24 protein-coding genes and 2 tRNA genes are annotated in these 26558 nt (G+C 70.2%); 17 read left to right on the forward strand and 9 right to left on the reverse strand.

The features are described from left to right. Positions 1–212: 212 nt before the first annotated feature. From yidC to rpmH, 4 genes are read right to left on the reverse strand one after another with little or no spacing between them, the layout of a single operon-like run. The gene (gene yidC / locus HNR20_RS14290) at positions 213–1208 is read right to left on the reverse strand and encodes a membrane protein insertase YidC (protein WP_184188458.1); all 996 of its coding nucleotides are present in this window, start codon (positions 1206–1208) and stop codon (positions 213–215) included. 2 nt (positions 1209–1210) lie between these two features. Next, the gene (gene yidD / locus HNR20_RS14295) at positions 1211–1507 is read right to left on the reverse strand and encodes a membrane protein insertion efficiency factor YidD (protein ID WP_184180029.1); all 297 of its coding nucleotides are present in this window, start codon (positions 1505–1507) and stop codon (positions 1211–1213) included. Next, positions 1504–1920, reverse strand: a complete 417-nt coding sequence (gene rnpA, locus HNR20_RS14300) for a ribonuclease P protein component (RefSeq protein WP_184180032.1) — start codon at positions 1918–1920, stop codon at positions 1504–1506. The genes yidD and rnpA overlap by 4 nt, the downstream gene beginning before the upstream one ends. Before the next feature lie 34 nt (positions 1921–1954). Further along, a complete protein-coding gene (rpmH, locus tag HNR20_RS14305; protein ID WP_007453904.1) occupies positions 1955–2092 on the reverse strand; it encodes a 50S ribosomal protein L34 in 138 nt (45 codons plus the stop codon). A gap of 627 nt (positions 2093–2719) precedes the next feature. Between rpmH and dnaA the strand changes: the two genes are divergently transcribed. The 5 genes from dnaA (at position 2720) to HNR20_RS14330 (ending at position 9128) form a co-directional block, all read left to right on the forward strand. Beyond that, on the forward strand, positions 2720–4549 hold the full coding sequence (dnaA, locus tag HNR20_RS14310; RefSeq protein ID WP_184180035.1) for a chromosomal replication initiator protein DnaA: 1830 nt from the start codon (positions 2720–2722) through the stop codon (positions 4547–4549). 775 nt (positions 4550–5324) lie between these two features. Next, positions 5325–6458: a DNA polymerase III subunit beta gene (gene dnaN, locus HNR20_RS14315; RefSeq protein ID WP_184180038.1), complete on the forward strand. Its 1134-nt coding sequence runs from the start codon at positions 5325–5327 to the stop codon at positions 6456–6458. Between the two features lie 40 nt (positions 6459–6498). Beyond that, on the forward strand, positions 6499–7371 hold the full coding sequence (gnd, locus tag HNR20_RS14320; RefSeq protein ID WP_184180041.1) for a phosphogluconate dehydrogenase (NAD(+)-dependent, decarboxylating): 873 nt from the start codon (positions 6499–6501) through the stop codon (positions 7369–7371). A gap of 16 nt (positions 7372–7387) precedes the next feature. Beyond that, entirely contained in the window at positions 7388–8521 is a 1134-nt protein-coding gene (gene recF / locus HNR20_RS14325; RefSeq protein ID WP_184180044.1) for a DNA replication/repair protein RecF, read from the forward strand. After that, a complete protein-coding gene (locus HNR20_RS14330; RefSeq protein WP_373290976.1) occupies positions 8511–9128 on the forward strand; it encodes a DciA family protein in 618 nt (205 codons plus the stop codon). Before recF ends, HNR20_RS14330 begins: the two co-directional genes overlap by 11 nt. Positions 9129–9137: 9 nt before the next feature. Here HNR20_RS14330 and HNR20_RS14335 read toward each other — a convergent pair whose 3' ends face one another. After that, positions 9138–9365 carry a hypothetical protein gene (locus tag HNR20_RS14335; RefSeq protein ID WP_184180047.1) on the reverse strand — a complete coding sequence of 76 codons (228 nt, stop codon included), beginning with the start codon at positions 9363–9365 and terminating at the stop codon, positions 9138–9140. 109 nt (positions 9366–9474) lie between these two features. Between HNR20_RS14335 and HNR20_RS14340 the strand changes: the two genes are divergently transcribed. Then, on the forward strand, positions 9475–9975 hold the full coding sequence (locus tag HNR20_RS14340) for a MarR family winged helix-turn-helix transcriptional regulator (protein WP_184180050.1): 501 nt from the start codon (positions 9475–9477) through the stop codon (positions 9973–9975). On the opposite strand, the gene HNR20_RS14345 is transcribed toward HNR20_RS14340, so the two are convergent. Next, the gene (locus HNR20_RS14345) at positions 9960–10514 is read right to left on the reverse strand and encodes a hypothetical protein (protein WP_184180053.1); all 555 of its coding nucleotides are present in this window, start codon (positions 10512–10514) and stop codon (positions 9960–9962) included. The genes HNR20_RS14340 and HNR20_RS14345 overlap by 16 nt on opposite strands. Positions 10515–11037: 523 nt before the next feature. On the opposite strand from HNR20_RS14345, the gene gyrB reads away from it, so the two are divergent. The 6 genes from gyrB (at position 11038) to HNR20_RS14370 (ending at position 17071) form a co-directional block, all read left to right on the forward strand. Beyond that, complete coding sequence (gene gyrB / locus HNR20_RS14350; RefSeq protein WP_184180056.1) at positions 11038–12984, forward strand: DNA topoisomerase (ATP-hydrolyzing) subunit B; 1947 nt, start codon at positions 11038–11040, stop codon at positions 12982–12984. Positions 12985–13114: 130 nt separating this feature from the next. Further along, complete coding sequence (gene gyrA / locus HNR20_RS14355; RefSeq protein WP_184180059.1) at positions 13115–15637, forward strand: DNA gyrase subunit A; 2523 nt, start codon at positions 13115–13117, stop codon at positions 15635–15637. A 4-nt stretch (positions 15638–15641) separates the two neighbouring features. Beyond that, positions 15642–16553 carry a DUF3566 domain-containing protein gene (locus HNR20_RS14360; RefSeq protein WP_184180062.1) on the forward strand — a complete coding sequence of 304 codons (912 nt, stop codon included), beginning with the start codon at positions 15642–15644 and terminating at the stop codon, positions 16551–16553. Between the two features lie 150 nt (positions 16554–16703). Beyond that, a tRNA-Ile gene (locus HNR20_RS14365) sits at positions 16704–16777 on the forward strand. Positions 16778–16819: 42 nt separating this feature from the next. Continuing rightward, a complete protein-coding gene (locus HNR20_RS31910; protein WP_209444550.1) occupies positions 16820–16948 on the forward strand; it encodes a DLW-39 family protein in 129 nt (42 codons plus the stop codon). A gap of 47 nt (positions 16949–16995) precedes the next feature. Next, positions 16996–17071, forward strand: a tRNA-Ala gene (locus tag HNR20_RS14370). 19 nt (positions 17072–17090) lie between these two features. Here HNR20_RS14370 and HNR20_RS14375 read toward each other — a convergent pair. Together HNR20_RS14375 and HNR20_RS14380 are read right to left on the reverse strand one after the other, a co-directional pair. Beyond that, complete coding sequence (locus tag HNR20_RS14375; RefSeq protein WP_184180065.1) at positions 17091–17480, reverse strand: hypothetical protein; 390 nt, start codon at positions 17478–17480, stop codon at positions 17091–17093. A 281-nt stretch (positions 17481–17761) separates the two neighbouring features. Continuing rightward, positions 17762–22267 carry a cation-translocating P-type ATPase gene (locus tag HNR20_RS14380; protein WP_184180068.1) on the reverse strand — a complete coding sequence of 1502 codons (4506 nt, stop codon included), beginning with the start codon at positions 22265–22267 and terminating at the stop codon, positions 17762–17764. Positions 22268–22484: 217 nt separating this feature from the next. Here HNR20_RS14380 and HNR20_RS14385 point away from each other — a divergent pair, with 217 nt between their 5' ends. The 5 genes from HNR20_RS14385 (at position 22485) to HNR20_RS14405 (ending at position 25826) form a co-directional block, all read left to right on the forward strand. Further along, the gene (locus HNR20_RS14385) at positions 22485–22745 is read left to right on the forward strand and encodes a hypothetical protein (RefSeq protein WP_184180071.1); all 261 of its coding nucleotides are present in this window, start codon (positions 22485–22487) and stop codon (positions 22743–22745) included. Positions 22746–22804: 59 nt separating this feature from the next. Continuing rightward, positions 22805–24193 (forward strand): MFS transporter, encoded by a 1389-nt coding sequence (locus tag HNR20_RS14390; protein ID WP_184180075.1) that lies wholly within the window; start codon positions 22805–22807, stop codon positions 24191–24193. A 51-nt stretch (positions 24194–24244) separates the two neighbouring features. Further along, positions 24245–24898, forward strand: a complete 654-nt coding sequence (locus HNR20_RS14395; RefSeq protein ID WP_184180078.1) for a GAP family protein — start codon at positions 24245–24247, stop codon at positions 24896–24898. A gap of 99 nt (positions 24899–24997) precedes the next feature. Next, positions 24998–25192 carry a hypothetical protein gene (locus tag HNR20_RS14400; protein ID WP_184180081.1) on the forward strand — a complete coding sequence of 65 codons (195 nt, stop codon included), beginning with the start codon at positions 24998–25000 and terminating at the stop codon, positions 25190–25192. A gap of 85 nt (positions 25193–25277) precedes the next feature. Further along, the gene (locus HNR20_RS14405; RefSeq protein WP_184188462.1) at positions 25278–25826 is read left to right on the forward strand and encodes a YbaK/EbsC family protein; all 549 of its coding nucleotides are present in this window, start codon (positions 25278–25280) and stop codon (positions 25824–25826) included. 73 nt (positions 25827–25899) lie between these two features. Here HNR20_RS14405 and HNR20_RS14410 read toward each other — a convergent pair whose 3' ends face one another. Further along, positions 25900–26541, reverse strand: coding sequence for a DsbA family oxidoreductase (locus HNR20_RS14410; RefSeq protein WP_184180083.1), 642 nt, complete (start codon positions 26539–26541; stop codon positions 25900–25902). Positions 26542–26558: the final 17 nt, after the last annotated feature.

Below are 26558 nucleotides of genomic sequence, written 5' to 3' on the forward strand. Positions count from 1 at the left end.
GGTCTCATCTCCGTACTCGCTCGGCCGGACCGCAGGGTCCGACTGGTTTCCCGGGGCCGGCTGGAGGTCGCCGGTGCCCACAGGCACGTCTGTACGGGCAGTGTCGCCCGCGGCCGCGCGATGCGCGGTGGGTTCCGCCCGGCGCCGGCCTTACGGCGGCTGCGCGGTGCGGAACGGGCCGCCGCCGGTCACCCGGCGACGGCCCTTGGAGGTCAGCCCTGCCGCTTGGCGGGGCGGCTCTTCTTCGCGTTGTTCACCGGCTTGGCACCCGGCTTCGGCCCGGCAACCTTGGGGGCGGTCGCCTTGACCGGTGCCGGCGGGGCCGACTTGCCACGACCGAACAGACCACCGGACTTGGCGGGCTGCACCGGGCTGCGCGTGGCGGCGGGGGCGACGGCCTTCTTGGCGGTCACCGGCGGCGGGAACTTCCGCAGCACCCACTGCTGCTGGCCAAGGGTGAAGAGGTTGTTGGTGACCCAGTAGATGATCACGCCGATCGGGAAGATCGCGCCGGAGATGAGCAGCGACGCGGGGATGCCGTAGAGCATCAGTCGCTGGATCATCCGCTGCTGCGGGTCCTCCGCCCAGCCGGTCTTGAGGATCATCTGACGGCTGGTCAGGTAGGTGGTGCCGATCATGACCAGAACCAGGAGACCGGCGATGACCTTCACGGTGGTGCCGTTGGCGCCGAGGCGGGCCAACTCGTCGGCGGTGGAGCCGAACTTGCCCGACAGCGGCGCGGTGAAGAGCTTTGCGTGCGAGGCGCTGTTGAACTGGTCGACGGACCAGCCGTAGATCGTCTTCTTGTCTTCGCCCTTGAACGGGTCCAGCCGCCGCAGCACGTGGAAGAGACCGAGGAAGACCGGAATCTGAAGGAACATCGGAAGGCAACCCATCAGCGGGTTGGCCTTCTCCTTCTTGTAGAGCTCCATCATTTCTTTCTGGAGCGTCTCCCGGTCACCCTTGTGCTTCTCCTGCAGCTCCTTGACCTTGGGCTGAAGCGCCTGCATCGCCCGCTGGGACTTGATCTGCTTGACGAAGACCGGGAACAGGATCACCCGGACGGTGACCACCAGGAAGATGATGGCCAGAATCCAGGCGAAGTTGGTGCCGATCACCGCGCCGACCGGCACCCCGATGGCGTCCCAGGCAGAGTGCCAGGTCAGCAGGATCCACGAAATCGCGTAGTAGATCCAGTCGAGACTCAGACTCAATTCGGGGCTCCAGTCACATCAGCACGGCGGCGGCCGCCCGGCTCCGGCACCGGGTCATATCCACCAGGGTGAAAGGGGTGGCAGCGCAACAGCCGCCGGACCGCCAGCGCGGCTCCCCGGAGCGCGCCGTGCTGAGCGAGCGCCTCCTGGGCGTACGCGCTGCACGACGGGTAGAACCGACAGCGGGCCGGCAGTGCCGGACTTATCCACCGACGGTACGCGATGATGGGCGCGATCAGCACCTTGGCACCGGTTGTCCCCGGGCGTGGGCTGGTCTGCTCGGTCCCGGTCATCGGGACCGCCGCTCGCGGGGCGACCGAGCGACCGCGATGGCGGCATCCAGGTCGGTGGCGAGCCGAGGGTACGACGCCTGCGCCGCGGCGGGGAGCGCCCGGACGACCAGGGTGCTGCCGGCCGGCAGGGTGGTCATCCGCTCCCGGACCAGTGCCCGCAGTCGACGCCGGACCCGGTTACGGGTGACCGCGTTGCCGACGGCTTTGGACACGACGAAGCCGGCGCGGGACGGCACGGATGTCTGCTCCGCACTGTTGTCCCGCACCGGCTCCGGCAAGGTCGGTGTGCTGGGGTCGACGGCCGCCGGCACGGTCAGGTGGGCCACGACGGCGCCACGTCCGGCGCGTCGGCCACCACGAACCGCTGCGGCGAAGTCAGTGCTGCGCCGCAGTCGCTGCGCGGCGGCCAGCACGACTGCCCACGTCCCCTGGACCGGCCCGGTCGGCTCAGGCCGACAGGGTGGTGCGACCCTTGGCGCGACGGCTCGAGAGGATGGCACGGCCGGCACGGGTGCGCATGCGCAGCCGGAAGCCGTGGGTCTTCGCGCGCCGGCGGTTGTTCGGCTGGTAGGTGCGCTTGCTCACGTCAGGCTCTCCGTTTTCGTACGCGCCCCGCGCGACGGGATCGCCGGGGTCGTGGGGTGGTCCAGGCCACCTCGACGGTGGCCCCCGATCGGTGCTGTCCGGCGGTGCGGGACCTCGGCGATGCGGGGATGCGACCGCGGACAGCAAGCACCCATCACCCTAGCAGAGGGCGAGAAAGCAGCCGTTCCAGCCTACGCAGGGGGGCAATGACCGTCAAACACCCCGAGCAGCGGACAACAGGACGCGCCCGGGGCCGAACGGCGGTTTTCGCTGATGCCGACAAGGGTGCCGCCACGTCGCCGGTTGATGGCGCAGGGACAACGCTGTTACCGTGCCCGATTGCGGTGAGCGTCGGAAGCTCCGGTCGTCGCGCAGGCAAGACCGGACAAGGTAGTGAATCGTTCGGCACGGTGAACCCGCTTCAACGCCCGGTCAGGCAGGGGGCAGGTCCCACCCGCATCCGGCGGCGGCCACAATCGGTCGGTACACAGGCTGTGGATAACTTGTGGATGACCACCGGTCGACCGTCCGGGTGGGTGTTGTTCCACCCCGCGAACGCGGCGGGCCCGGGACGGCCGGCTGGCAGACAGCGGCGGCCGGGAGCAGAGGCGAGGGGGTGGCACGACGGTGGCCGGTACGACCGACCTTGCCGCAGTGTGGTTAGCGGCGACCGACGAGCTAGCCGACGAGATCATCTCCGCCCAGCAGCGTGCCTATCTCCGACTGACCCGGCTGCGGGCGATCGTCGAGGACACCGCGCTGCTCTCCGTGCCGGACGCGTTCACGCGCGACGTGATCGAGTCGCGGCTGCGCCCGGCGATCACCGAGGCGCTCACCCGCCGGCTCGGCCGGCCGATCCAGGTCGCTGTCACCGTCCGGGTGGCCGAGGACGCCGCGGGCCGACCGGCCGGCACCGTCTACCGCAGTACCCCGGAGACCGGGCCGCTCGACGTCGAGGGTCCGCCCCCCGCGCCACTCGACGACGACCATGATGTTCGGCCGGTCGCCGACACGTTGATCCCGGAGCAGTCACACGCGGCACGTGCGCCCGAGCCCAGCGCTCCGCCCGCGCCGGCGGGTCCGCCGCTAGCGCCGACCGTCGACGGGCACCGTTCCGGGCTGATCCCGGCCAGCAGGGACGGGCAGGAGGCGCTGTTCAGCGCCTCGTTCGCGGAGCCGATGCGGCCGTCCCGACCGGCACCGGAGCGGCGCGGTTACGACGAGCAGGCCGCTCGCCTGGAGCCGCCGGGCCCGGACACCCGACCCTACGAGCCGCGCTACCGGGACGACTCGGCCTCGCCGCGCGACCAGCACGTGATCCGCTCGCTGCCTCGGGACAACGGGACGGACAGCGGCCCGGGCCGCAGCGGGGTGGACCATCGGGCGGGTGGCCGCGACGATCGCCGGCTGCCCGGTGCCGACACCGGCGGCAACCGGCTCAACCCGAAGTACATGTTCGAGACGTTCGTCATCGGCTCGTCCAACCGGTTCGCGCACGCGGCGAGCGTGGCGGTGGCGGAGTCACCGGCGAAGGCGTACAACCCGCTGTTCATCTACGGGCACTCCGGGCTGGGCAAGACCCACCTGCTGCACGCCATCGGGCACTACGCCACGACACTCGGCAACGCCCGCTCGGTCCGGTACGTCTCGACCGAGGAGTTCACCAACGACTTCATCAACTCGCTCCGGGACGACAAGACCAGTGCGTTCCAGCGGCGCTACCGCGACGTCGACATCCTGCTGATCGACGACATCCAGTTCCTGGAGAACCGCGAGCGCACCCAGGAGGAGTTCTTCCACACCTTCAACACCCTGCACAACGCCAACAAGCAGATCGTGATCACCTCCGACCGGTCGCCGCGCCAGCTCGCCACTCTCGAGGACCGGATGCGAACCCGGTTCGAGTGGGGGCTGCTGGCCGACATCCAGCCGCCGGACCTGGAGACCAGGATCGCGATCCTGCAGAAGAAGGCGGCGCAGGAGCGGATGTACGCCCCGCCGGACGTGTTGGAGTTCATCGCCTCCCGGGTCTCGAACTCGATCCGGGAACTGGAGGGCGCGCTGATCCGGGTGACGGCGTTCGCCAGCCTGACCCGGTCGACCGTCGAGCTGTCACTGGCCGAGGAGGTGCTCCGGGACTTCATGCCCGACGGCGCCGGGCCAGAGATCAACGCCGACCAGATCATGGCGTCGACCGCGGACTATTTCGGGGTGAGTCTGGAGGACCTCCGGGGTCAGTCCAGGTCTCGGGTGCTGGTCAACGCACGGCAGGTGGCCATGTACCTGTGTCGGGAGTTGACCGAGCTGTCGCTGCCCCGGATCGGGCAGGCCTTCGGTGGCCGGGACCACACCACGGTGATGCACGCCGACCGGAAGATCCGTCAGCAGATGGCCGAGCGCCGCTCGCTCTACAACCAGATCGCTGAGCTGACCAACCGGATCAAGCAGAACAGCTGAGGCGTACGCCAGCCGTCGCGACGGCACGTAGCCCGGGACACGCCCGGCCGGACCTCCGGCCGGGCGTCCTTTTTTCGTCCTCAGCTGGACTCTCGACATGGTCTAGCCCACATCATCGAGGCCGTGACCGCCTCGGCTCCCACTCGTTGTCCACAGCTTGTTATCCACCGTCGGTGGATAACTACGGTCCGTCCTCCGCCGGTTACCCACAGGCTGTGGAGAAACCCTGTGTACGGAGCTGTGGACGCCTGGGGACAACCGTCACGTTATCCACCGATGACCGTCGACCTGTGTACGAGCTGTTGAAGGTTCTGGGGATGACGGCAATGGTGATCTTCTCCGTGATCCACAGGCTTGGGGAGAAAGTCGGTGGATTACCGGTGGACAACCGGTGGACAACGGTGGACAACCGGCCGCCGAGATCGGCCTGTGGACACGCGAGCCGGTTGTACCCCCGGTTCTCCACAGCTAAATCACCGGTGGATAACCTGTCTGAGCTGCGCAGACCCCGGTTTTCCACAGTTTGCACAGGTGCGATGAAGACGATGAGTTATCTCTTCTAAGAGAACAAAAACCAATCATCACCGTTGGGCTTTCTGTGGATCGTGCCGAGCGCTGCCGGATCAGCCCGTCAGCACCGACACGATCCATGGGGTCGGGCGCACAGCCGATGCCCCCGCGCCCTAAGGTGCGATGGGTACCCGCACGGTCGGGCGGGACGGTAGGCAGCGGTCGGCATGAGAGAGTTGTCGCTGACGTCGACGCGGAGGCATTGATGAAGTTCCGAGTGGAGCGCGACGCGCTCGCCGAGGCCGTGGCGTGGACCGCGAAGAGCCTGCCCAACCGGCCATCCGTTCCGGTGCTCGCCGGGGTGATGCTCCGGGTCACCGACGGCAACCTGCGGGTTTCCGGGTTCGACTACGAGGTCTCCAGCCAGGTGACCGTTGAGGTGCAGGGTGACGCCGACGGCGCCGCGCTCGTCTCCGGCCGCCTGCTCGCCGAGATCACGAAGGCGTTGCCGGCCAAGCCGGTCGACATCGCCGCGGTTGGCGCCCACCTCGAGCTGGTCTGCGGCAGCGCCCGGTTCACCCTGCCCACCATGCCGGTGGAGGACTACCCCGCGCTGCCCGAGATGCCGCAGAGCGCCGGCACGGTCGACGCGGCCGCGTTCGCCACCGCGGTCTCCCAGGTGGCCATCGCGGCCGGCCGGGACGAGACGCTGCCGATGATGACCGGCGTCCGCGTCGAGCTCTCCGGCAGCACGCTGTCGATGCTCGCCACCGACCGTTACCGGCTGGCGCTGCGCGAGATCCAGTGGCAGCCGGACGACCCCGAGGTGAGCATCAACGCCCTGGTGCCGGCCCGCACCCTGAACGACACCGCCAAGGCCCTCGGCCCGCTGGGTGGCGAGGTCACGCTCGCTCTCGCCCAGGGCGCTGCTGGCGAGGGCATGGTCGGCCTGGCCGGCGGCACCCGACGCACCACCAGCCGCCTGCTCGACGGCGCCAACTACCCGCCGGTCCGTTCGCTCTTCCCGGCCACCCACAACGCCGCTGCCCGGGTGCCGGTGAGCACCCTGATCGAGGTGGTCAAGCGGGTCGCGCTGGTCGCCGAGCGGGCCACCCCGGTGCTGCTCAGCTTCAGCGCCGACGGCCTGGTGGTCGAGGCTGGCGGTTCCGAGGAGGCGCGGGCCAGCGAGGCGATGGAGGCCACCTTCACCGGCGACGCGCTGACCATCGGGTTCAACCCGCAGTACCTCATCGACGGCCTGGCCAACCTGGGTTCCCAGACCGCCGTGCTCTCGTTCGTCGACGCCTTCAAGCCCGCGGTGATCTCCCCCGCCGGCGAGGATGGCGAGGTCATTCCGGGGTACCGGTACCTCATCATGCCGATCCGCGTTTCCCGCTGATCGCGCCAAGCAACACCCAGATCCACGGAGGTAGAAACACATGCAGCTCGGCCTTGTAGGACTCGGCCGTATGGGCGGCAACATGCGGGAGCGGTTGCGTGCCGCTGGTCACGAGGTGGTCGGTTTCGACCACAACGCGCAGCTGAGCGACGTTGCGACCATTGCCGGCCTGGCAGAGAAGCTCGAGTCGCCGCGTGCGGTCTGGGTCATGGTGCCCGCCGGTGTCACCGACGCCACCATCGACGAGCTCGCCGCGGTGCTCGGCGAGGGCGACATCATCATCGACGGCGGCAACTCCCGCTTCAGCGATGACGCTCCCCGGGCCGAACGGCTCAACGAGCTGGGCATCGGCTACATCGACGTCGGCGTCTCCGGCGGCGTCTGGGGCCGGCAGAACGGCTACGGCCTGATGGTCGGCGGCGCCCAGGAGCACGTCGACCGGCTGATGCCGATCTTCGACGCTCTCAAGCCGGAGGGCGAGTTCGGTTTCGTGCACGCCGGGCCGGTCGGCGCCGGGCACTACTCGAAGATGGTGCACAACGGCATCGAGTACGGCCTGATGCACGCCTACGCCGAGGGCTACGAGCTGATGGCGGCCTCCGAGCTGGTGACCAACGTGCCGGGGGTCATCAAGTCCTGGCGGGAGGGCACCGTCGTCCGTTCCTGGCTGCTCGACCTGCTGGACCGGGCGCTCGACGAGGACCCGGAGCTGGCCGACCTGAGCGGCTACACGGAGGACACCGGCGAGGGCCGGTGGACCGTCGACGAGGCGGTCCGGTTGGCCGTGCCGCTGAACGTCATCACCGCTTCGCTGTTCGCCCGGTTCGCCTCGCGGCAGGACGACTCGCCCGCCATGAAGGCCGTTGCCGCGCTGCGTCAGCAGTTCGGCGGCCACGCCGTCCACAAGCGCTGAGCGGTATCCACAACCTGTGTACGTTCACCGGCTGGAACTGGTCGACTTCCGCTCGTATGAGCGGGTGGCCGTCGACCTCCAGCCGGGGGCGAACGTGCTGATCGGCGCGAACGGCGTCGGTAAGACCAACCTCGTCGAGGCGCTGGGCTACGTGGCGACCCTGGATTCACACCGGGTCGCCACCGACGCGCCTCTGGTCCGGATGGGCGCCGCGTCCGCGGTGATCCGCTGCGCGGTGGTCCACGACGGGCGGGAGCTCCTGGTCGAGCTGGAGATCGTGCCCGGCAAGGCCAACCGGGCCCGGCTGGGTCGATCACCGGCCCGGCGGGCGCGGGACGTGCTCGGCGCCCTGCGACTCGTGCTCTTCGCCCCGGAGGACCTCGAGTTGGTGCGGGGTGATCCGGCCGAGCGCCGCCGCTACCTGGACGACCTGCTGGTCAACCGACAGCCCCGGTTCGCGGGCGTGCGGGCCGACTACGAGCGGGTGGTCAAGCAACGCAACGCGCTGCTGCGCACCGCGTACCTGGCGCGTAAGACCGGCGGGTCACGGGGCGGCGACCTGGGCACCCTCGCCGTCTGGGACACCCACCTCGCCCAGCACGGCGCGGAGTTGCTCGCCGGCAGACTGGAACTCGTCGCCGCGCTCACCCCGCACGTCGCCAAGGCGTACGACGCGGTGGCCGCCGGTCGAGGTGCGGCGAGCATCGCCTACCGGCCGTCGATCGAGCTGGCCGAGCCGACCACCGACCGGGCCGCGCTGGCCGACGCGCTGACCGCCGCCCTGGCCGCGTCCCGCTCCGCCGAGATCGAACGGGGCACGACCCTGGTCGGTCCGCACCGCGACGAGCTGGCGTTGACCCTCGGCCCACTGCCGGCCAAGGGGTACGCCAGCCACGGCGAGTCGTGGTCGTTCGCGCTCGCGCTGCGGCTGGCCGGGTACGACCTGCTGCGGGCCGACGGCATCGAGCCGGTGCTGGTGCTCGACGATGTCTTCGCGGAGTTGGACACCGGCCGCCGGGAGCGGTTGGCGGAGCTGGTCGGCGGGGCGAGTCAGCTGCTGGTCACCTGCGCCGTGGACGACGACGTGCCGGCGGCTCTGCGCGGCACCCGCTACCAGGTTGGCGAAGGGACGGTACGCCGTGTCGGATGAGCCACGCCCCAAACGGCCCGAGAGCGCCGGAGGCGACGCTGCGGCCGCGCGTACCCCTGGGGTGCAGGCGGCGGGCGGTGAGCCAGCGGCGGCCGCCAGCGGGCCGGAGTTGGCCCGTGCGGTGCTCGACGCGGCGCTGTCCCGGCGGCAGGCGGCGGCTCGCGCCCGGCGTACCCCTGGCGGCGCGGGCGGCGACGCTGCCGGCGGCTCGGGGCGGCGGTTGCGTGGTTACTCCGGCCCAGGCCCCGACCCGCGCGACCCGCAGCCGCTCAGCGCCGTGCTGAACCGGCTGGTGAAGGCGCGTGGCTGGCAGCAGCCGGCGGCCGAGGCCACCGTGTTCGGTGCCTGGGAACGGGTCGTCGGCGCGGAGGTCGCCCAGCACAGTCGCCCGGTCAAGCTGGAGAACGGCGAATTGACCGTGGAGGCGCGCTCGACCGCCTGGGCGACGCAGCTGCGTCTGCTCGCGGGCTCGCTGCTCAAGCAGATCGCCAGCGAGGTTGGCCACAACGTGGTGCGCAAGCTGCACATCCACGGCCCGGCCGCGCCCTCCTGGGGGAAGGGGCCGCGCCGGGTGCGGGGTCGGGGGCCACGCGACACGTACGGCTGAGCCGGCCCCTCAGCTCCGCCGGCCGGCCTCGCGGGCGGCCCTCTTCCGTTCGCGCTGTTCCTGGGTGTAGCGCTTGCGCTCGGCCAGGTCGCGCTTCCACGCCTCGCGGGCCTCGGTCGAGCCGCCCTGCACCGCGCCCTGCACCCCCTCGGCCGGGCCGGCGAGGTGCCGGAAGGCCCAGCGCATCAATCGGCCACCCTCGCCCTGTGCCCTGGTGACCGCGCCGTCCTCGCTCATGTGTCGACCTCTCCAACGTTGTGCCCGTCGCACCACCGCCAATTGGCCCACCAATGATTGGTGCACCAATGATCGCTACGATAGTCACCGTGCAGGGGAAGGGCAACCGATGAGCGAACAACGAGAAGGCGTCGACCCGCTGGCGCTGGAGCAGCAGGTCTGCTTCGCCCTTTCGGTGGCCGCGCGCAGCGTGGTGGCCGTCTACCGACCGCTCCTGGAACCGATGGGGCTGACCCATCCGCAGTACCTGGTCATGCTGGCGCTCTGGCAGCACGCGCCGTTGTCCGGGCGTGATCTCAGCCGCCTGTTGCAGCTCGACCCGGGCACACTGTCACCCCTGCTCAAGCGGCTCGAAGCGGCGGGCTACCTGCGCCGCGAACGTGACCCCAGCGACGAGCGCAGCCTCGCCGTCACCCTCACCGCCAGCGGTGCCGCCCTGCGCAGCCAGGCGGAGCTGATCCCGGCCGCGATCGTGCAGCGACTCGGCTTGCCCGTCGAGGACCTGCAACACCTGCACGCGGTGCTCACGCAGGTGATCGCGGCGGCCAACCGGCCAGGCGGCGACCAGACCGTGCCGGACGCCGGCCCGTCGGCTCAGGCGTCGGCGTAGACGGCGAAGCCGCGCTCGGCGCAGCGTCGGTAGAAGGCGGCCAGCACGCCCAACTCGGCGCAGGTGAAATTCCACTGCGGCGGGTCGCCGCGCTCGTCGCGCAGCGCGTCAAGCCGGCTCTCCAGCCACCGCAGCTGCTGCTCGGCCAGCCTGCCGTCGCCGAGTAGCGAGCGCAGCACGGTGCTCACCGACTCGAAGGTGACCGACTCGCCGAACGGCCGGTGCCCGGCCACGAACCTCTCGATGCCGCTGGCGATCCAGGAGCAGCCGTCCGGATCGATCACCGGGTCCTCGTCCTCGGCGGCGGCGTCTGTGGCGTACAACACACCTTCGAGGCCGAGGAGCAGATCCACCAACTCGGTGTACGCGGTCGCCCGGATGGTGCCGGTCTTCGCGATCAGCTCAGCCAGCGCCGCCGTCGGCGCGGAAATTCGCGGCAGGTCGACGATCTCGCCGAAGTCGACGAACTCGGCCGGCGCGACCGGATCGTAGAAGCGGCCGGTCCGCGGCCAGTGCACCGCGACGTTGTCCAGCCCCATCTGTCACCTCTTAAAGAGCACGTGTCGGGTCGATCGGGTCGATCGTCCCGGTTCCGGCGGGTAAAGATCAAGGCAGGTTGCCGGGGCGCCGCAAACGTACGGCACGGACGCTCCGGCCGCGACCCCCGACCCGCCCGGCCGCGGGTCAACCCGTTCGGGGGCGGCGCGTGCGATCGGAGCCTGGCGTGTGGGGGGAGTCGCGGGCAACGGGGTTCTGCCGGCTACGGACTTCTCAGCCGCCTCTCTGAGGGTGCCGAGTGGTGGTTCTGTCCTCCGCGCACAGTAGGATTGACAGCGAGACGAAGACCCGGGTGCGGGAGAGGGACGGGGCCGGTGGCCCCAGGTTCATTCTCCACCTCGGGTCGAGCCGATCGCGATCCGCGGGCAACCGCGGCGACCGGCGCGTTCGACCCGTTGTCCGGAGGTCTCCGGCACCGGTCCGCGCGCCGACGTCGCGTCCTGTCCGCCGAACCCGCGCCCGCCGCGCCCTACCGGCGCGGCTGACGCGAGAAAGTGGCCGAGGGTGGCAGCGCAGGACAAGCAGGAGTACGGCGCAGAGTCGATCACCGTTCTCGAGGGGCTGGAGGCGGTCCGCAAGCGGCCCGGTATGTACATCGGGTCCACCGGCGAGCGCGGTCTGCACCACCTCGTCTGGGAGGTCGTCGACAACGCGGTCGATGAGGCCCTCGCCGGTTACTGCGACACCATCGACGTGGTGCTGCTCGCCGACGGTGGCGTCCGGGTCACCGACAACGGCCGTGGTTTCCCGGTCGACCTCCACCCGAAGCTCAAGAAGCCGGGCGTCGAGGTCGCGCTGACCATCCTGCACGCGGGTGGCAAGTTCGACGGCAAGGCGTACGCGGTCTCCGGGGGTCTGCACGGCGTCGGCGTCTCCGTGGTGAACGCGCTCTCCACCAAGATGTTCGTCGAGATCCACAAGTCCGGCTCCGTGTGGCGGCAGCACTACACCAACTCAAAGCCGAGCCCGCTGGAGAAGGGCGAGACCACCGACCGCACCGGCTCGGCGGTCTCCTTCTGGCCCGACCCCGACGTCTTCGAGACCGTCGACTTCGACTTCCAGACCATCTACCGACGCCTGCAGGAGATGGCCTTCCTCAACCGCGCCCTGCGCATCCACCTGCTCGACGAGCGGGTGGCCGAGGAGGAGGACGGCCGGCAGCGCGAGGTGACCTTCTACTACGAGGGTGGCATCGCCGACTTCGTCCGGCACCTCAACGCCTCGAAGAGCCCGATCCACAAGACGGTGGTCGAGTTCGAAGCCGAGGAAGAGGGCATGTCGCTCGAGATCGCCATGCAGTGGAACGAGTCGTACGGCGAGTCGGTCTACACCTTCGCCAACACGATCAACACGCACGAGGGTGGCACGCACGAGGAGGGCTTCCGGTCCGCGCTGACCAGCGTGGTCAACCGCTACGGCACCGACAAGAAGCTGCTCAAGGGCGACGAGAAGCTCTCCGGCGAGGACATCCGTGAAGGGCTCGCGGCGATCATCTCGGTCAAGCTGGCCAACCCGCAGTTCGAGGGCCAGACCAAGACCAAGCTCGGCAACACCCCGGTGAAGAGCTTCGTGCAGCGGGTCTGCAACGACCGGCTGGTCGACTGGTTCGACCGTAACCCGGCCGAGGCCAAAATGATCATCACGAAGGCGTCGCAGGCGGCCCGGGCCCGGATCGCCGCGCAGCAGGCGCGCAAGCTGGCCCGACGCAAGTCGCTGCTGGAGTCCGGCTCGATGCCGGGCAAGCTGGCCGACTGCCAGTCCACCGACCCGCGCGAGTCCGAGGTGTTCATCGTCGAGGGCGACTCGGCCGGTGGCTCGGCCAAGCAGGGCCGCGACCCGCGGACCCAGGCGATCCTGCCGATCCGCGGCAAGATCCTCAACGTGGAGAAGGCCCGGATCGACCGGGTGCTGAAGAACAACGAGGTCCAGGCGCTGATCACCGCGCTGGGCACCGGCATCCACGACGACTTCGACATGGAGAAGCTGCGCTACCACAAGGTGGTGCTGATGGCCGACGCGGACGTCGACGGCCAGCACATCCAGACGCTCCTGCTCACGCTGCTGTTCCGCTTCATGCGTCCGCTGGTCGAGATGGGCAACGTCTACCTGGCCGCCCCGCCTCTCTACAAGATCAAGTGGAACAAGAAGGGCGACGACGCGCAGTACGCGTACTCGGACCGCGAGCGGGACGGGCTGATCGCGCTTCGCCAGCAGAAGAAGCCGAACGCCAAGCCGGACGACATTCAGCGCTTCAAGGGCCTCGGCGAGATGAACTATCCCGAGCTGTGGGAAACCACGATGAACCCGGCGACGCGTACCCTGCGTCAGGTCACTCTCGACGACGCGGCGACCGCCGACGAGTTGTTCAGTGTGCTGATGGGTGAGGACGTCGAGGCGCGCCGGTCGTTCATCCAGCGCAACGCCAAGGACGTGCGGTTCCTGGACATCTGACGGACCGCGGTGGAGCGGCCGGGCAGCGCTCGGCCGCTCCACCGGTCCACAGAGTTATCCACAGCTTGGCCGGTATCCACAGCGGTTATCCACAGCACGAAAACGACTCTGAGTCTGATAAGGGTATACAGTGACCGATTCTCCCGAGTCCACACCGAACGAACCCGAGATCCCCGCCGACGCCATCGCCGCCGTGGTCGCACACGACCGGATCGAACCGGTCGGGCTCGAGGTGGAGATGCAGCGCTCCTACCTCGACTACGCGATGAGCGTCATCGTCGGGCGCGCGCTGCCGGACGTCCGGGACGGGCTCAAGCCGGTCCACCGCAAGATCCTCTACGCGATGTTCGACTCCGGCTACCGGCCGGACCGCGGCTACGTGAAGTGCTCCCGGGTCGTCGGCGACGTGATGGGTCAGTTCCACCCGCACGGCGACTCGGCGATCTACGACGCGCTCGTCCGGATGGCGCAGCCCTGGTCGCTGCGGTACCCGCTGGTCGACGGCAACGGCAACTTCGGCTCGCCCGGTAACGATCCTGCTGCCGCCATGCGGTACACCGAGTGCAAGCTCGACCCGCTGGCCATGGAGATGCTGCGGGACATCGACGAGGACACCGTCGACCTCCAGGACAACTACGACGGTCGGGCCAAGGAGCCCACGATCCTGCCGTCGCGGATCCCCAACCTGCTGGTGAACGGCTCCGAGGGCATCGCGGTCGGCATGGCCACCAAGATCCCGCCGCACAACCTGCGGGAGATCGGCGCGGCGGTGCAGTGGTGCCTGGAGCACCCGGAGGAGGACGAGGAGACGACGCTCGAGGCGCTGCTCGGCATCGTCAAGGGCCCGGACTTCCCGACCCACGGTCTGATCGTCGGCACGACCGCGATCCAGGACGCGTACCGCACGGGTCGTGGCTCGATCCGGATGCGCGCCGTGGTGGAGGTCGAGGAGGACAAGCGGGGCCGACCCTGCCTGGTCGTCAGCGAGCTGCCCTACCAGGTCAACCCGGACAACCTCGCCGAGCGGATCGCCGAGCTGATCAAGGAGGGCAAGCTCGCCGGGATCGCCGACATCCGCGACGAGTCCTCCGGGCGTACCGGCATGCGGATCGTGCTGGTGCTCAAGCGCGACGCGGTCGCGAAGGTCGTGCTGAACAACCTCTACAAGCACACCCAGCTCCAGGAGACCTTCGGCGCCAACATGCTGGCCCTGGTCGACGGGGTGCCGCGCACGCTCAACCTGGCGCAGTTCATCCGCTACTACGTCGAGCACCAGATCGACGTGATCCGCCGGCGGACCGCGTTCCGGCTGCGCAAGGCCGAGGAGCGGGCGCACATCCTGCGCGGTCTCGGTAAGGCGCTGGACGCGCTGGACGAGGTGATCGCGCTGATCCGGCGTTCACCGACCGTGGACGACGCCCGGCAGGGCCTGATCCGGTTGCTGGAGATCGACGAGATCCAGGCAACCGCGATCCTGGACATGCAGCTGCGCCGCCTCGCCGCGTTGGAGCGGCAGCGGATCGTGGACGACCTGGCCAAGCTTGAGATTGAGATCGCCGATCTCAAGGACATCCTGGCCAAGCCGGAGCGGCAGCGGAAGATCGTCTCCGAGGAGCTCGGCGAGATCGTCGCCAAGTGGGGCGACGACCGGCGCACGCAGATCATTCCGTTCGACGGCGAGGTCTCGATGGAGGACCTCATCGCCCGCGAGGATGTGGTCGTCACGATCACCCGGACCGGGTACGCCAAGCGGACCAAGGTCGATCTCTACCGCTCGCAGCGGCGCGGCGGTAAGGGCGTCAGTGGCGCTACGCTGCGGCAGGACGACATCGTCAGTCATTTCTTCGTCTGCTCGACCCACGACTGGATCCTGTTCCTCACGAACAAGGGCCGTGTCTACCGGGCCAAGGCGTACGAGTTGCCGGAGGCCAGTAGGGTAGCCAAGGGCCAACACGTGGCCAACCTGCTCGCCTTCCAACCCGACGAGCAGATCGCGCAGATCATCGAAATCCCGAACTACCAGGTAGCCCCCTATCTGGTACTGGCCACGAAGAACGGCCTGGTGAAGAAGACGCGGCTCGAGGAGTTCGACTCCAACCGTTCCGGCGGAATCATCGCGATCAACCTGCGCGATGAGGACGAGCTGGTCGGTGCTGCGCTGGTTGCGCCGGAAAATGACCTGCTGCTGGTCTCCAAGAAGGCACAGGCGATCCGGTTCAACGCCTCGGACGAGGCGCTGCGGCCGATGGGGCGGGCAACCTCGGGCGTGATCGGCATGCGCTTCACGGACGACGACGTCCTGCTCGCCATGGAGGTCGTCCGGGAGGGCCTGGACGTTCTGGTGGCCACGAACGGGGGATACGCGAAGCGGACCCCGATCGAGGAATACCCGGTGCAGGGCCGGGGAGGTAAGGGCGTGTTGACTGCGAAGATCACCGAACGGCGCGGTGGTCTGGTTGGCGCGGTGGTGATCGATCCGGACGACGAGCTGTTCGCGATCACCAGCAACGGTGGTGTCATTCGGACTCCGGTGAAGCCTGTACGCCGTACGCGTGACCGGAACACAATGGGGGTCAAGCTGATGGACCTCCCGGACGGCGTGACTATCGTGGCGATTGCTCGCAATGCCGACGAGCCTGACGAACAGGACTAGTTGAATGACGGAGACACAGGCGAAGTCGGGGAACACGGGGACCTCGGCCAACCCGGTCGACGAGGAGGCCGCCAAGGGCGGCACACCATCGACCGGCCGCGCGGCCGTGGGCCGGGCGACGGTCCCCGCTGACGCGCCTGCCCCGAAATTCACGAGGGCCCCGGGCATGACACCCCCGCCGGAGCCGTCCGGCGATGGTGCTGGCACCGGTGACAAGACCGAGGCGTCCGCCGCCGAGGCGCCGACGTCCGCTGTCGCCACGCCTCCGGGTCCGGCGGCGGCACCCTCGGCCCGGCCGGCGACCACCCAGCCGATCAACGTCCGACCCGGTCAGGCGGCGTCGACCGGGGCCACCGGCACCCAGCCACGGATCACACCCGGCATGACCCAGCCGCAGCCGGACACGGCGCGTACCGCCGCTGCCGGCCGCCCGGCCAGCGGCGGTGGCCTACCGCCGGGCATCGGCAACGCGTCCGCCGTCGGGGCTGCCCGCGTCGGTGACGCGGTACGCGCCGCGCGCACCTCGGTCAGCTCGGCCGCGTCCCGCGGACCGCGCCGGGCACGGCTGAACCTGAAGCGGATCGACCCGTGGTCTGTGATGAAGTTCGCGTTCGCCGTCTCGGTGGTGCTCTTCATCGTCGTGGTGGTCGCCACCTCGGTGCTCTACCTGGCGCTGGACGCGATGGGTGTGTTCGAGAGCGTCAACGGAAGCCTGAGTGACCTGGTCAACGCCGGCGGTGGGCAGAGCACCAGCGGCTTCCAGATCACCGCCAAGGGCGTGATCCTCAGCTCGGCGCTGATCGGCCTGGTCAACGTGGTGCTGTTTACCGCGCTGGCCACGCTGGGAGCGTTCGTCTACAACGTCTGCGCCGACCTGGTCGGCGGGATCGAGCTGACCCTCGCCGAGCGGGACTGAACGACCGGGACGCCGGGGCACCGTGAAAAGCGGTCGCTCCGGCGTCCCGTACTCAGATAGGTTTTGCAGGCGTCGACGGCCCGGCCCGTGAGTCCGGACCCCGATTTGGGGCCGGCAGAGCGGATGGGTTAATCTTGCTCGTCGCAACGCGGGGCTATAGCTCAGTCGGTTAGAGCGCAGAGCTGATAACTCTGAGGTCGATGGTTCGATTCCATCTAGCCCCACCGCAAGTCGTCCGACGCTAGTCGAGCGCGAGGGGTCACCGCATGTTCAAGAAGCTGCTGATTCTGGCTGGCGTCGTAGGCGTGGCCGCCGTCGTGTTCAACAAGATCAAGGCCTCGAACGACGAGCGCGCCCTGTGGCACGAGGCGACCACCGCGCCCGACCTGCGCTGACGTTCGGCCCGGCCCGGCGACGAGCGATCGACGCCACGGCCACCCGCGGGGCCCTAGCTCAACTGGCAGAGCACTGCCTTTGCAAGGCAGGGGTTAGGGGTTCGAGTCCCCTGGGCTCCACCAGCACTTTCCGACCCAGCGCTCAGCCGTGCTGTTCGCGCTGACGAACCACGTCGGCGTGCGGCCAGACGTGGGTTAGCACGTCGAGCATGTGTGGATCTCTGCTGCCAACCAACAGTGGCACCAGGTCAGGCTCAGAGACGGCGACCGACACGACAGGGCGGTAGATCGCGGGCCACGGCCTCAGCCTGTTGGCAAGGACGCCAGTGAATTTCAATGACGCCCAGGCGTCGCCGCCGGCGCGCCCAGCGGCCATGACCCGCTTAACGTCATCGAGAATCGCGACCCAGATGCTGAACCGGGCGATTGAGCCGTTGTCGAGGCGAATCGGCGCAATACAGCGCAGGAAGCTGCCGCTTGCGGAGAGGATGACCGAGCGACTGCGGTAAGTGATCTCATCCTGGTCGTCCACAAGTTCGTCAGGAAACTCGTACTCCCAGCGGAGATTCTTGTCGTCCAGCTCATCCCCGCAGCAGTGACACCGTCGCACGTTGATCCTCCTCCACGACGGAGGAACCGTATCTGGGCCGCCAGAGCCGCTTCGGTACCGGTAGCCCGAAGGCGGGGGCATCGGGCGGCTAACTTCCGTGTGAGCGTGATGACACACAGGTATAGATATGACTCAGAGGTATAGCGCTCTCTGGTGAGTTCGCCGTCGGCCGGGGCAACGGCACACCGCCACGGGGCTGCTCGTCAACCCTTGGACCCGCTCGCTCCACCGCTGTCCGCCGATGGCCGTTCAGAGCCAGCGGCCAGTCCGGCTTCTCGCCCGGCGTTGTTCGGCCGCGCTTCCGGAAGGTGTTCCATCAGCTTGGTGAGCGCGCCGTTGGCGAAGGTGGCGCCGAGCGCTGACCCCGCCCCGATGGTCCAGCCGACGGGCCCGAGTGGGGTGCAGCCGAAGAACTGGCTCACTCCGGGCGTCTGCACCACCACGACGAGCACGCCCAGCGACGCCGCCGTCGATGCCAGCACGGCCGGGCTGGTGCCGCCGGCCAGGATGGTCTGCCCGAGTTGGGTGCCGACCAGAGAGACCAGGGCGACCGTCCCGGCCCGCTGACGGCGTCCGGTGTACCGGGCCAACGTCCAGCCGGCCGTCGCGCCCAGCGTGGTTGCCGCCGCCCGCAGTCCGATCTCCCGGGTGAGGGACTCCCCGAGCGCCGAGTCCGGGCCCTCCCGGAGCAGTCCGTCGGTGCGGTCCGACGCGGGCGGCCGGACCGCGATGGCCAGTGCCGGTGCCAGGTCGGTGAGCAGGTTGACGAGCAGCAGTTGCCGCCCGGTGAGGGCGGAGCGGCCGGTCGCCGCGGCGGTCAGCACACTGAACGCGATCTCGCCGAGGTTGCCGCCGACCAGGATGCTGAGCGCGTGCCGCACCGAGGCCCACATCGCCCGCCCCTCGACCAGGGTCGCGATGATGGTTTCCAACCGGTCGTCGGTCACCACCAGATCGGCTGCGGCGCGCGCGGCCGGGGTGCCCCGTTGGCCGAGGGCGATGCCGACATCGGCCAGCCGGATCGCCGGGGCGTCGTTGGCACCGTCACCGGTCATCGCCACGGTCCGCCCGCACTTCTGCAACGCCTGGATGATCCGCACCTTGTGCGCCGGGGTGCAGCGGGCCACCACGTCGGTGTTGGCCAACCGCTCGGCGAGGGCTTCGTCGTCCAGTTGGTCGAGCTCGCCGGCGGTGACCACCCGCTGTTCGTCGTTCTCACTGATGGTGGCGGCGATCGCCTCGGCGGTGGCCGGATGATCGCCGGTGATCATGATGGTGTGCACGCCGGCCTGCCGGATCCGCCGTACCGCTGGGGCGGCGCTCGCCCGGACCCCGTCCGCGAGGGCCAGGAAGCCAACGAAGGTCAGCCCGCGGACGTCGGAGTCGATCACCTTCGGGTCGTCCACCTGGCACTCGGCGACCGCCAGGATCCGGTTACCCGCCCCGGCCCGATCGGAGAGCATCCGCTCCAGCTCCGCGCGGCCGGCGTCGTCCAGTGGCTCCTGACTGCCGTCGGTGCGCCGGGCAGAACAGCGCGGCAGCACCGTCTCCGGGGCACCCTTGACACTCAACAACAGGTGACCGTCGGTCTCGCCGATGCTCGCGTGATAGCCGCGGGACGGCTCGAAGGGCAGCCCGCCAGCAGCCCGCCAGCCGGCGGCACCGGTCTGCTCCACCACCCCGGCCACTCCGGCACCCCGCCGGACCGCCCGGTCGGTCTGCAACGCCAACTCCTCCGGGTCGGCAGCGGCGGGGGTGGCCCGTAGCGCAGTGGCCAGCGTCAACTGAAGGCGTTCGTCCAGCCGGTCCACCGGGGCGTACCGGTCGCCGACGCTGTCGCCGACCCCGGCCAGCAGCAACTTGCCCTCGGTGAGGGTGCCGGTCTTGTCGAAGCACAGCACATCAACGCGACCCAGCGCCTCGATGGTGCGCGGGTTGCGGACCAACGCGCCGTGTTCGGCCAGCCGCCGGGCGGCGGCCAACTGCGCCGCGCTGACCAGGAACGGCAGCCCCTCCGGCACCGACGCCACGGCGAGGTTCGCGGCGGTCGCCGCCGTTTCGGCCAGGGGTACGCCCCGAAGCAGACCCGCGCCAGCCACCGCCACCGCAGAACCGGCGGCCAACGGGATGGCCGCGCTGGTCAACGAGCCGAGCCGGGCTTCCACCCCACTGGTCGGTGGCGCCTGCCGAACCAGCGCCAGACTGCGTCCCGCCTCGGTGTCGTTGCCGGTGGCCACCACCACGGCAGTGCCGTGCCCAGCGGCGACCGTGGTGCCCTCGTACAACATCGAGTGGCGGTCGGCGATGGCGGCGGCCACCACCGGTCGGTTGGACTTGGCAACCGGCAGCGACTCGCCGGTCAGGGACGACTCGTCCGCCTCCAGCCCCACCGACTCGAGTACGCGGCAGTCGGCGGGCACCGAGTCACCCGGCTCAAGGGCGATGACGTCCCCGAGGACCAGGTCTTCGGCGGCGAGAACCTGCTCGGTGCTGTCCCGGCGGACCCGTGCGGTCACCGCCGAACGGGACAACAGCTCGGCCAGGGACCTTTCCGTGTTGCGCTCGTGCACCGCCCCGATCAGGGCGGACCCACCAACCACGCTGCCGACCAGGGCGGCGTCGACAAGTGAGCCGAACGACGCGGAGAGCACCGCCCCGGCGGCCAGCACGGGGGTCAGCGGGTTGGACAGTTCCTCCACGAAGGCACGCAGCAGACCACCACGTCCGGGTGCGGCATCGCCGTTGCCTCCGGAGCTGTGGTGCCGGTGGTGCGCCTCCGCGCTGGCCAGACCGTCCGGCGTGGTGCGCAGCTGGTCGAGCACGGTGCTGACGGGCATCAGGTGCCAGGCCGTCGCCACGGGCGCCGGGGTGTCCGACTGGTCGTGCAGGCGGCGGGCCTGCCAGACCCCGTTCGCGAAGGCCAGCCCGGCCGCGCCGTTGACCGCGACGAGCGACCGGTGGGGCAGCTGGGTCGGTGGGGCGGTGAACGCGCCCAGCGCCCCGAGACCGGTACCCGCCATGGCCAGGCGGATGTTCTGCTGAGCCGTTCGCCGGGCAACCCCGGTCGCCTCGATCACCAAGGCCACCACCCGCAGGTCGGCGCCGACCAGCAGATGTGCCCCCCAGGGCGGCAGCTCCTCCGGCGCGGCGAACCCGAGACCGCAGTCGGACGCGCCCAGTGCCTTCCGGTCCGCGGAAACCAGCATCACCACCGCGCCGTCGCGCTGCAGCGCGCGTACCGACTCGGTCAGCCGGTCCCCGCCGGGCAACATCGCGTCGGCGAAGCCGTACCGCTGCTCGTCACCGCCGGCAACGACGAGCCGCAGGCCGGCGTGTCGGGCGGCGGCCGGCAGGCCGTCGACGCCCGGCGCGGGTTCCGGCTCGACCCGCAGCAGTGCGGCGAGTCGGTCGCCGTGGGCGAGGCCGAGTAGCTGGCCGCCAGCGGACCGCAGCCGGTCGCCGTCCGGAACGGCGCCCGGGTCACTCGCGGGCAGCTGATCCAGCGGTCCGAGCTGCCAGCCGTCCGCGGTACGGGAGGCGGCCGGATCGTCCGGGTCGAACAACGCGAAGGCACGCTCCGCCACCTGGTCGACATCAGTTCCGGGCGCCGGCGCCAGATCGGCCAACACGCCCCGGTCCGACCCGAGCACGGCGGCGTCCAGCACGAGCGTGTCGATCCGGTCGAGCTCCCGCAGCACACTGCGGTCCATCGCGATCACTCCGCGCCGGGCCAGCATCCGGCCGAGCTGGGCGGCGTACCCCTCGCGTCCGCTGCCGGGGGCCTTGGGCAACGTGGACAGGCCCAGCGCGGTGGCCCGTTTCGGCCCGGCGAACGGCATCGCGGCCGCGCCGGCGGCCGCACCCGCAGCGAGCATACGGTTGATGTACCGCTCGACCGGGCCGTCCGGCTTCGGCCGTGGACGTTCGATCACCGGCCACCGCGCGGTGGCTCGTTCGGCGTCGCCGGTCAGCCGTGGCTCGGCCCGCTCCCAGGCGGAGAGCTGGGCCCGATCCTCACCCCACTGCACGATCCGTTGGGCGCCGTCCAGGACGATCCCGGTCCAGCGGCCGGTCAGGCCCTGCACCACCGCCTCGGCCAGCGGAAAGAGGATGTCGGCGCGTGGGTCTGAGCGCAGTCGTTTCCCGATGAACTCGTGCAGCTTCGGTTGCAGGTCCACCGCGGAGAGCACGCCGGCCACCTCGCCGGGCAGAGGCGCGAACGGCAGGATCCGGGTGGCCGCCGAGATGGTCAGGCCCAGCGCGTCCGAGGCCAGCGCGCCGAGGGTGCGAGGGGTGCGCGGCCCTTCCTCCGGTGGGTGCGGCGGTGGGATCTCCGGATCGGGCTCGTGGTCGCAGGTCCGCTCGATGCGGCTGATCGTGGCAATCAGGTCGCGCAGCGGCGGCTCGGGGGTCTGGACGGCAACCACCACCCGGCCGGACGGGGCGTTGACCCGGGCCCAGGCCACCCCGGGCATGCGCTCCAGCGCGCCCTCCACCTGACGGGCCAGCTGGTTTCCGCCGTCCTGGCAGACGCCGTGTACCTCGATGTGATGCCGGCCCGGTCGGGACCAGACCCGACGCCGCGTGAGCCCGGCCGTCCGGGCCAGCCGGGTAGCGGCCGAGCCGACGGTCCGGGACGCCTCGCCGACCAGGTGCGGCACGCCGAAGGACGGCAGGATGCGGCCGGCTGCGCGACCCGCCGCCGTCATCGAGTCGTACGGCTGGACGGACGCTGGCCCGGCTCCCAGTTGCTGCTGGTCCTGACCTTGGCCATCTCGTCCCTCCCGCCGCTGACGTCCGGCGGCCTGGCTTCCCGACCTGTCGTCCGTTATGCCCCTCCAGCGGCGGAACTTTCGGCCGTTGCCGGCGCATAGACGGGGTGGGCTGTGGAATCCGACGACCATCACCGGACATGGGGAGGCCGGATTGAGCACGCTGACGCGACACCTCAACGGTTCGCACGAGACCGTCCAGATGTACAGCCGGCGGGTGGAGATACCACTGCTGGGCGAGATGGCGGTGCCGCCACCGGACAAGGTTGTCTACTACGCCGGGCTCGGGGTGCTCGCCGCACTCCAGGTCATCGAGTGGCCGATCGCGATTGTGATCACCGCCGGGCACCTGCTGGCAGACCAGCATTTTTCCGGGTTGGTGCGCGGGGTCGGGGAGGCGCTACAGGACGCCTGACGAGAGTCGGGTCGCCAGGCGATTGACATGAATCAGGGTTGAGGTCGCATGCTCGGTCCATGCCGAGCACAGTCGCCACTGCCGTACCGGCCCCAGCGGGACTGTTCGCACCCCGGTTGCGAGCGATGACGGTGGGCAGCGTCGCGTTGATCTCGCTGCTCGCGTTCGAGGCGTTGGCGGTCGGCACGGCGATGCCGACCGTCGCCCGCAACCTCGACGGGCTCGCGCTGTACGGGATCGCCTTCGGTGGCCCGTTCGCCACGGGCGTGCTGGCCATGGTGGTCTCGGGTATCTGGTGCGACGCCCGAGGGCCTCGGGGGCCGATGTGGCACGGCGTCGCCTGGTTCGTGGTCGGGTTGTTGATCGCCGGAACGGCCCCCGTGATGGGTGCGTTGGTCGTCGGGCGGGTGGTGCAGGGGTTCGGCTCCGGACTGCTCTCGGTGGCGCTCTACGTGATCGTCGGGCAGGCGTACCCGCAGGAGCTGCACCGGCGGATCTTCGCGGCGTTCGCGGCGGCGTGGGTCGTACCGTCGCTGGTCGGGCCGGCGGTGGCCGGCCTGATCGTCGAGCACCTGGGCTGGCGGTGGGTCTTCCTCGCGGTACCCGCGGTGGCCGTGCCGGCGGTGCTGCTGATCCATCCCGGCCTGCGGTCGCTGGGTCGGAGCGCGGCGACCCGGCCGCCAGCCGGGGCGGCAAGCCGGATCGGTTGGGCGTGCGGGGCCGCGGCGAGCGCCGCGCTGCTGCACATCGGGGGACAGCAGCGTGGCGGCATCGCCCTGGTGCTGGTCGCGCTCGCCGTGGTTGGCCTGCTGGTCTGTGCCCCGCGCCTGCTGCCGGCCGGGTTTCTGCGGGCGGCCCGAGGGCTCCCCACCGTGGTCGGGCTGCGCGGTCTGGCGTCGGCGGCGTTCGTCGGCGCCGAGGTGGTCATCCCGTTGATGCTCTCCCGGGAGCGGGGCCTCTCGCCGACCGCTGCCGGGCTGGTCCTCACGGTCGGGGCGCTGGCCTGGTCGGTGGGCTCCTGGGTGCAGGGCCGGATCCGGGTGCCGGCGTCCCGGGCCAGCCTGCCGCGCGCCGGGCTGAGCTGCATCACGGTCGGCACCGCCACGGTGGCGCTGGCCGTCCGGCCCGAGTTGCCGGTCACCGTCGCGGTGGTCGGTTGGGCGGTCGCAGGCCTCGGCATGGGGTTGTTGTATCCGTCGTTGTCGGTGCTCACCCTGGAGTTGTCCGCACCCGGTGAGCAGGGCCGCAACAGCTCTTCGCTGCAACTGAGCGACTCTCTCTTCGCGGCGACCGTGCTCGCGCTGACCGGTGCCGTGCTGGCTGCGGGGAGCGCGCCCGGCCCGGCCAGTTACGCGGCGACTCTGGTGGTGGCCGCGGGCCTGGCACTGCTGGGGGCGCTGCTCGCCGGCCGTGTCGTGGTGGGCGGCGGGGCGCGACCCGGCGGGTGATCCGGGGATTCGGCCGCGTCTGACCTCGCTGGGCCGGGAGGATGGCGGGCGATGAACTTCCTGACCATCCTGCCGCTCGCCGTGGTGATGGTCGCCGGCACCCAGTTGGTCGTGGCGGTCTTCCTCGCGTCGTCGGACCGGCCCCGGGCGGCGTCGATGGGCTTCCTGGCCGGTGCCGGGCTGGTGGTCGGTGCCGGGGTGACGGTGAGTTGGGTGCTGACCCGGTTGGTGGGCGGCCTGGCCACCGACGCCAGCGACGTGGCCGGCAAGGTCGATCGCGGTCCCGCCATCGACCTGGTGGTGCTCGCGCTGCTGGTCAGTCTGGCCGTGGTGGTCTGGGTGCGGCGGAATCGAGCCGGGCCGCCGAGATGGCTGGGAAGCATCGAGCGCGCCGATCCGCGTCAGGCGCTGCGCCTGGGTGCGCTGCTCTTCGTGGTGACGCCCACCGACGACCTGACCATGGCCGCAGTCGGGGCGAGCGTGGCACGACACGACCTGCCGTGGTGGCATCTGGCGCCGTTCGTGCTGCTCACCGTGCTGCTGCTCGCCCTGCCCCTGCTGGCGTTGCTGCTGCTCGGGAGAAGTGCGGCCCGGGCACTGACCCGGATGCGGGAATGGGCCGAGGGGCACGCCTGGATCGTCAACGAGATCGTGATCGCGTTCTTCGCGCTGCTGACCGTGTTGGACCTGGTGCGTTCCGGGTGAGGGCCGTGCGCACCTGGGCCGACCATCTGGCCGACACGTACGGGGGAACCGGGCGGAAATGAGAGCAACAACGGTTCACGTTCGTCTTACGGTGACGCCATGTTCGCTGTCGTCACCACGGTGATCCTCTACGTCTTCGGTTTCGTCTTCCTCTACGGCGTGATCCGGTTGGGTGTCCGGCACGCGATGGAGGACCTTGAGCTGCAACGGGCCAAGGCCCAGCGCGAAGAGGAGTTGGCGGCCTCCCGCGACCGCTCCTTCATGCGCGACAACGCCTTCCTCGCCGGCAGTTGAGTACCGGCCCGGTCCGGTGGTGTCGTGGGACGGCCCGGGAGTGGCCGGGCGTTCCGGGACGGCGGATGCGAGGATCGCACCCGTGATGGGAACGCTGAAGACCGAACCGGCCCGCGCTCGCCTCGACCTGCTCGCCGCGCCGGTGGCGGAAGCTCTCGCGCAGTGGCCCGCCGACGCGCCGGTGGACGTCAACGATGTGCTGGTCGCGCCGATCGATGCCGAGCTCGCCGACACCGCGGCGTTCTGCGCCGCGTACGAGGTGGGGTTGGACGTGTCGGCCAACTGTGTCGTGGTGGCTGGCAAGCGTGAGGGTGTCGTCCGCTACGCGGCCTGCATCGTCCTGGCCACCACCCGGGCCGACGTGAACGGGGTGGCCCGTCGGGCGCTGGACGTCCGCAAGGCGAGCTTCGCACCGATGGCCGACGCGGTCGAGTTGACCGGCATGGAGTACGGCGGGATCACCCCGATCGGGCTGCCGGCGCAGTGGCCGATCCTGGTGGACGCGCGGGTCGTCGCCACACCGCACGTGATCATCGGGTCCGGTGTGCGGCACAGCAAGATCGCGCTGCCGGGGCCGGCGTTGGGCGCACTGCCCGGCGCGCAGGTGGTGGAAGGCCTGGCCAGGCCGGCATGACCAGCCACCGGCATCGATACCGTTGCACGTGAAACATTGCGGTCGTCGATGCCGGTGCCGTTTGGTCAGTGACTCAGTGTGAGTGTGCTGCTGCCTCGCGCTGCTCGACCTCGGTCAGCGCGGCGAGCAGCGTCTGCGTCTCCTGCGCGCCGGAGACCGCGTACTTCCCGGCCAGGACGAAGGTCGGCACGCTGGTGATGCCCAGGCCCTGCGCGGCGGCCAACTGGGCGGCGATGTCGGCGACGCGTTCGTCGGAGTCGAGGAATCGGCGCGCGTCGGCCGCGTCCAGGCCGATCCCGCCGGCGATGGTGGCCAGAGCTTCCCGGGACCCGACGTCGACGCCCTGGGTGAAGTGCGCCTGGTAGAGCGCCTCCACCATCTCGGCGGACCGCCCGTGGTCACTGGCGTAGGAGACCAGCCGGTGCGCGTCGAAGGTGTTGGCGATCACCGCGCGGCCGTAGTCGAGCTGCAGGCCGTCACTCGCCGCGACCTGGGTCACGTGGTCGACCATCTGCCGGGCGCGCTCCGGGCCCCCGAACTTGGCGGCCAGCGCCTCCACCAGTGGGAGGGGCTCGGGCACCGGTGACGGGTCGAGCTGGAACGGCCGGTAATGGACCGTCACCTCGCCCGCGTAGTTGGCGAGGGCCGCATCCAGACGACGCTTACCGATGTAGCACCACGGGCAGATGACGTCCGCGTAGATCTCGATCTCCATGATCGGTGGCAACCTCA

It is taken from the genome of Micromonospora parathelypteridis (assembly GCF_014201145.1).
Taxonomy (GTDB): Bacteria; Actinomycetota; Actinomycetes; order Mycobacteriales; family Micromonosporaceae; genus Micromonospora; species Micromonospora parathelypteridis.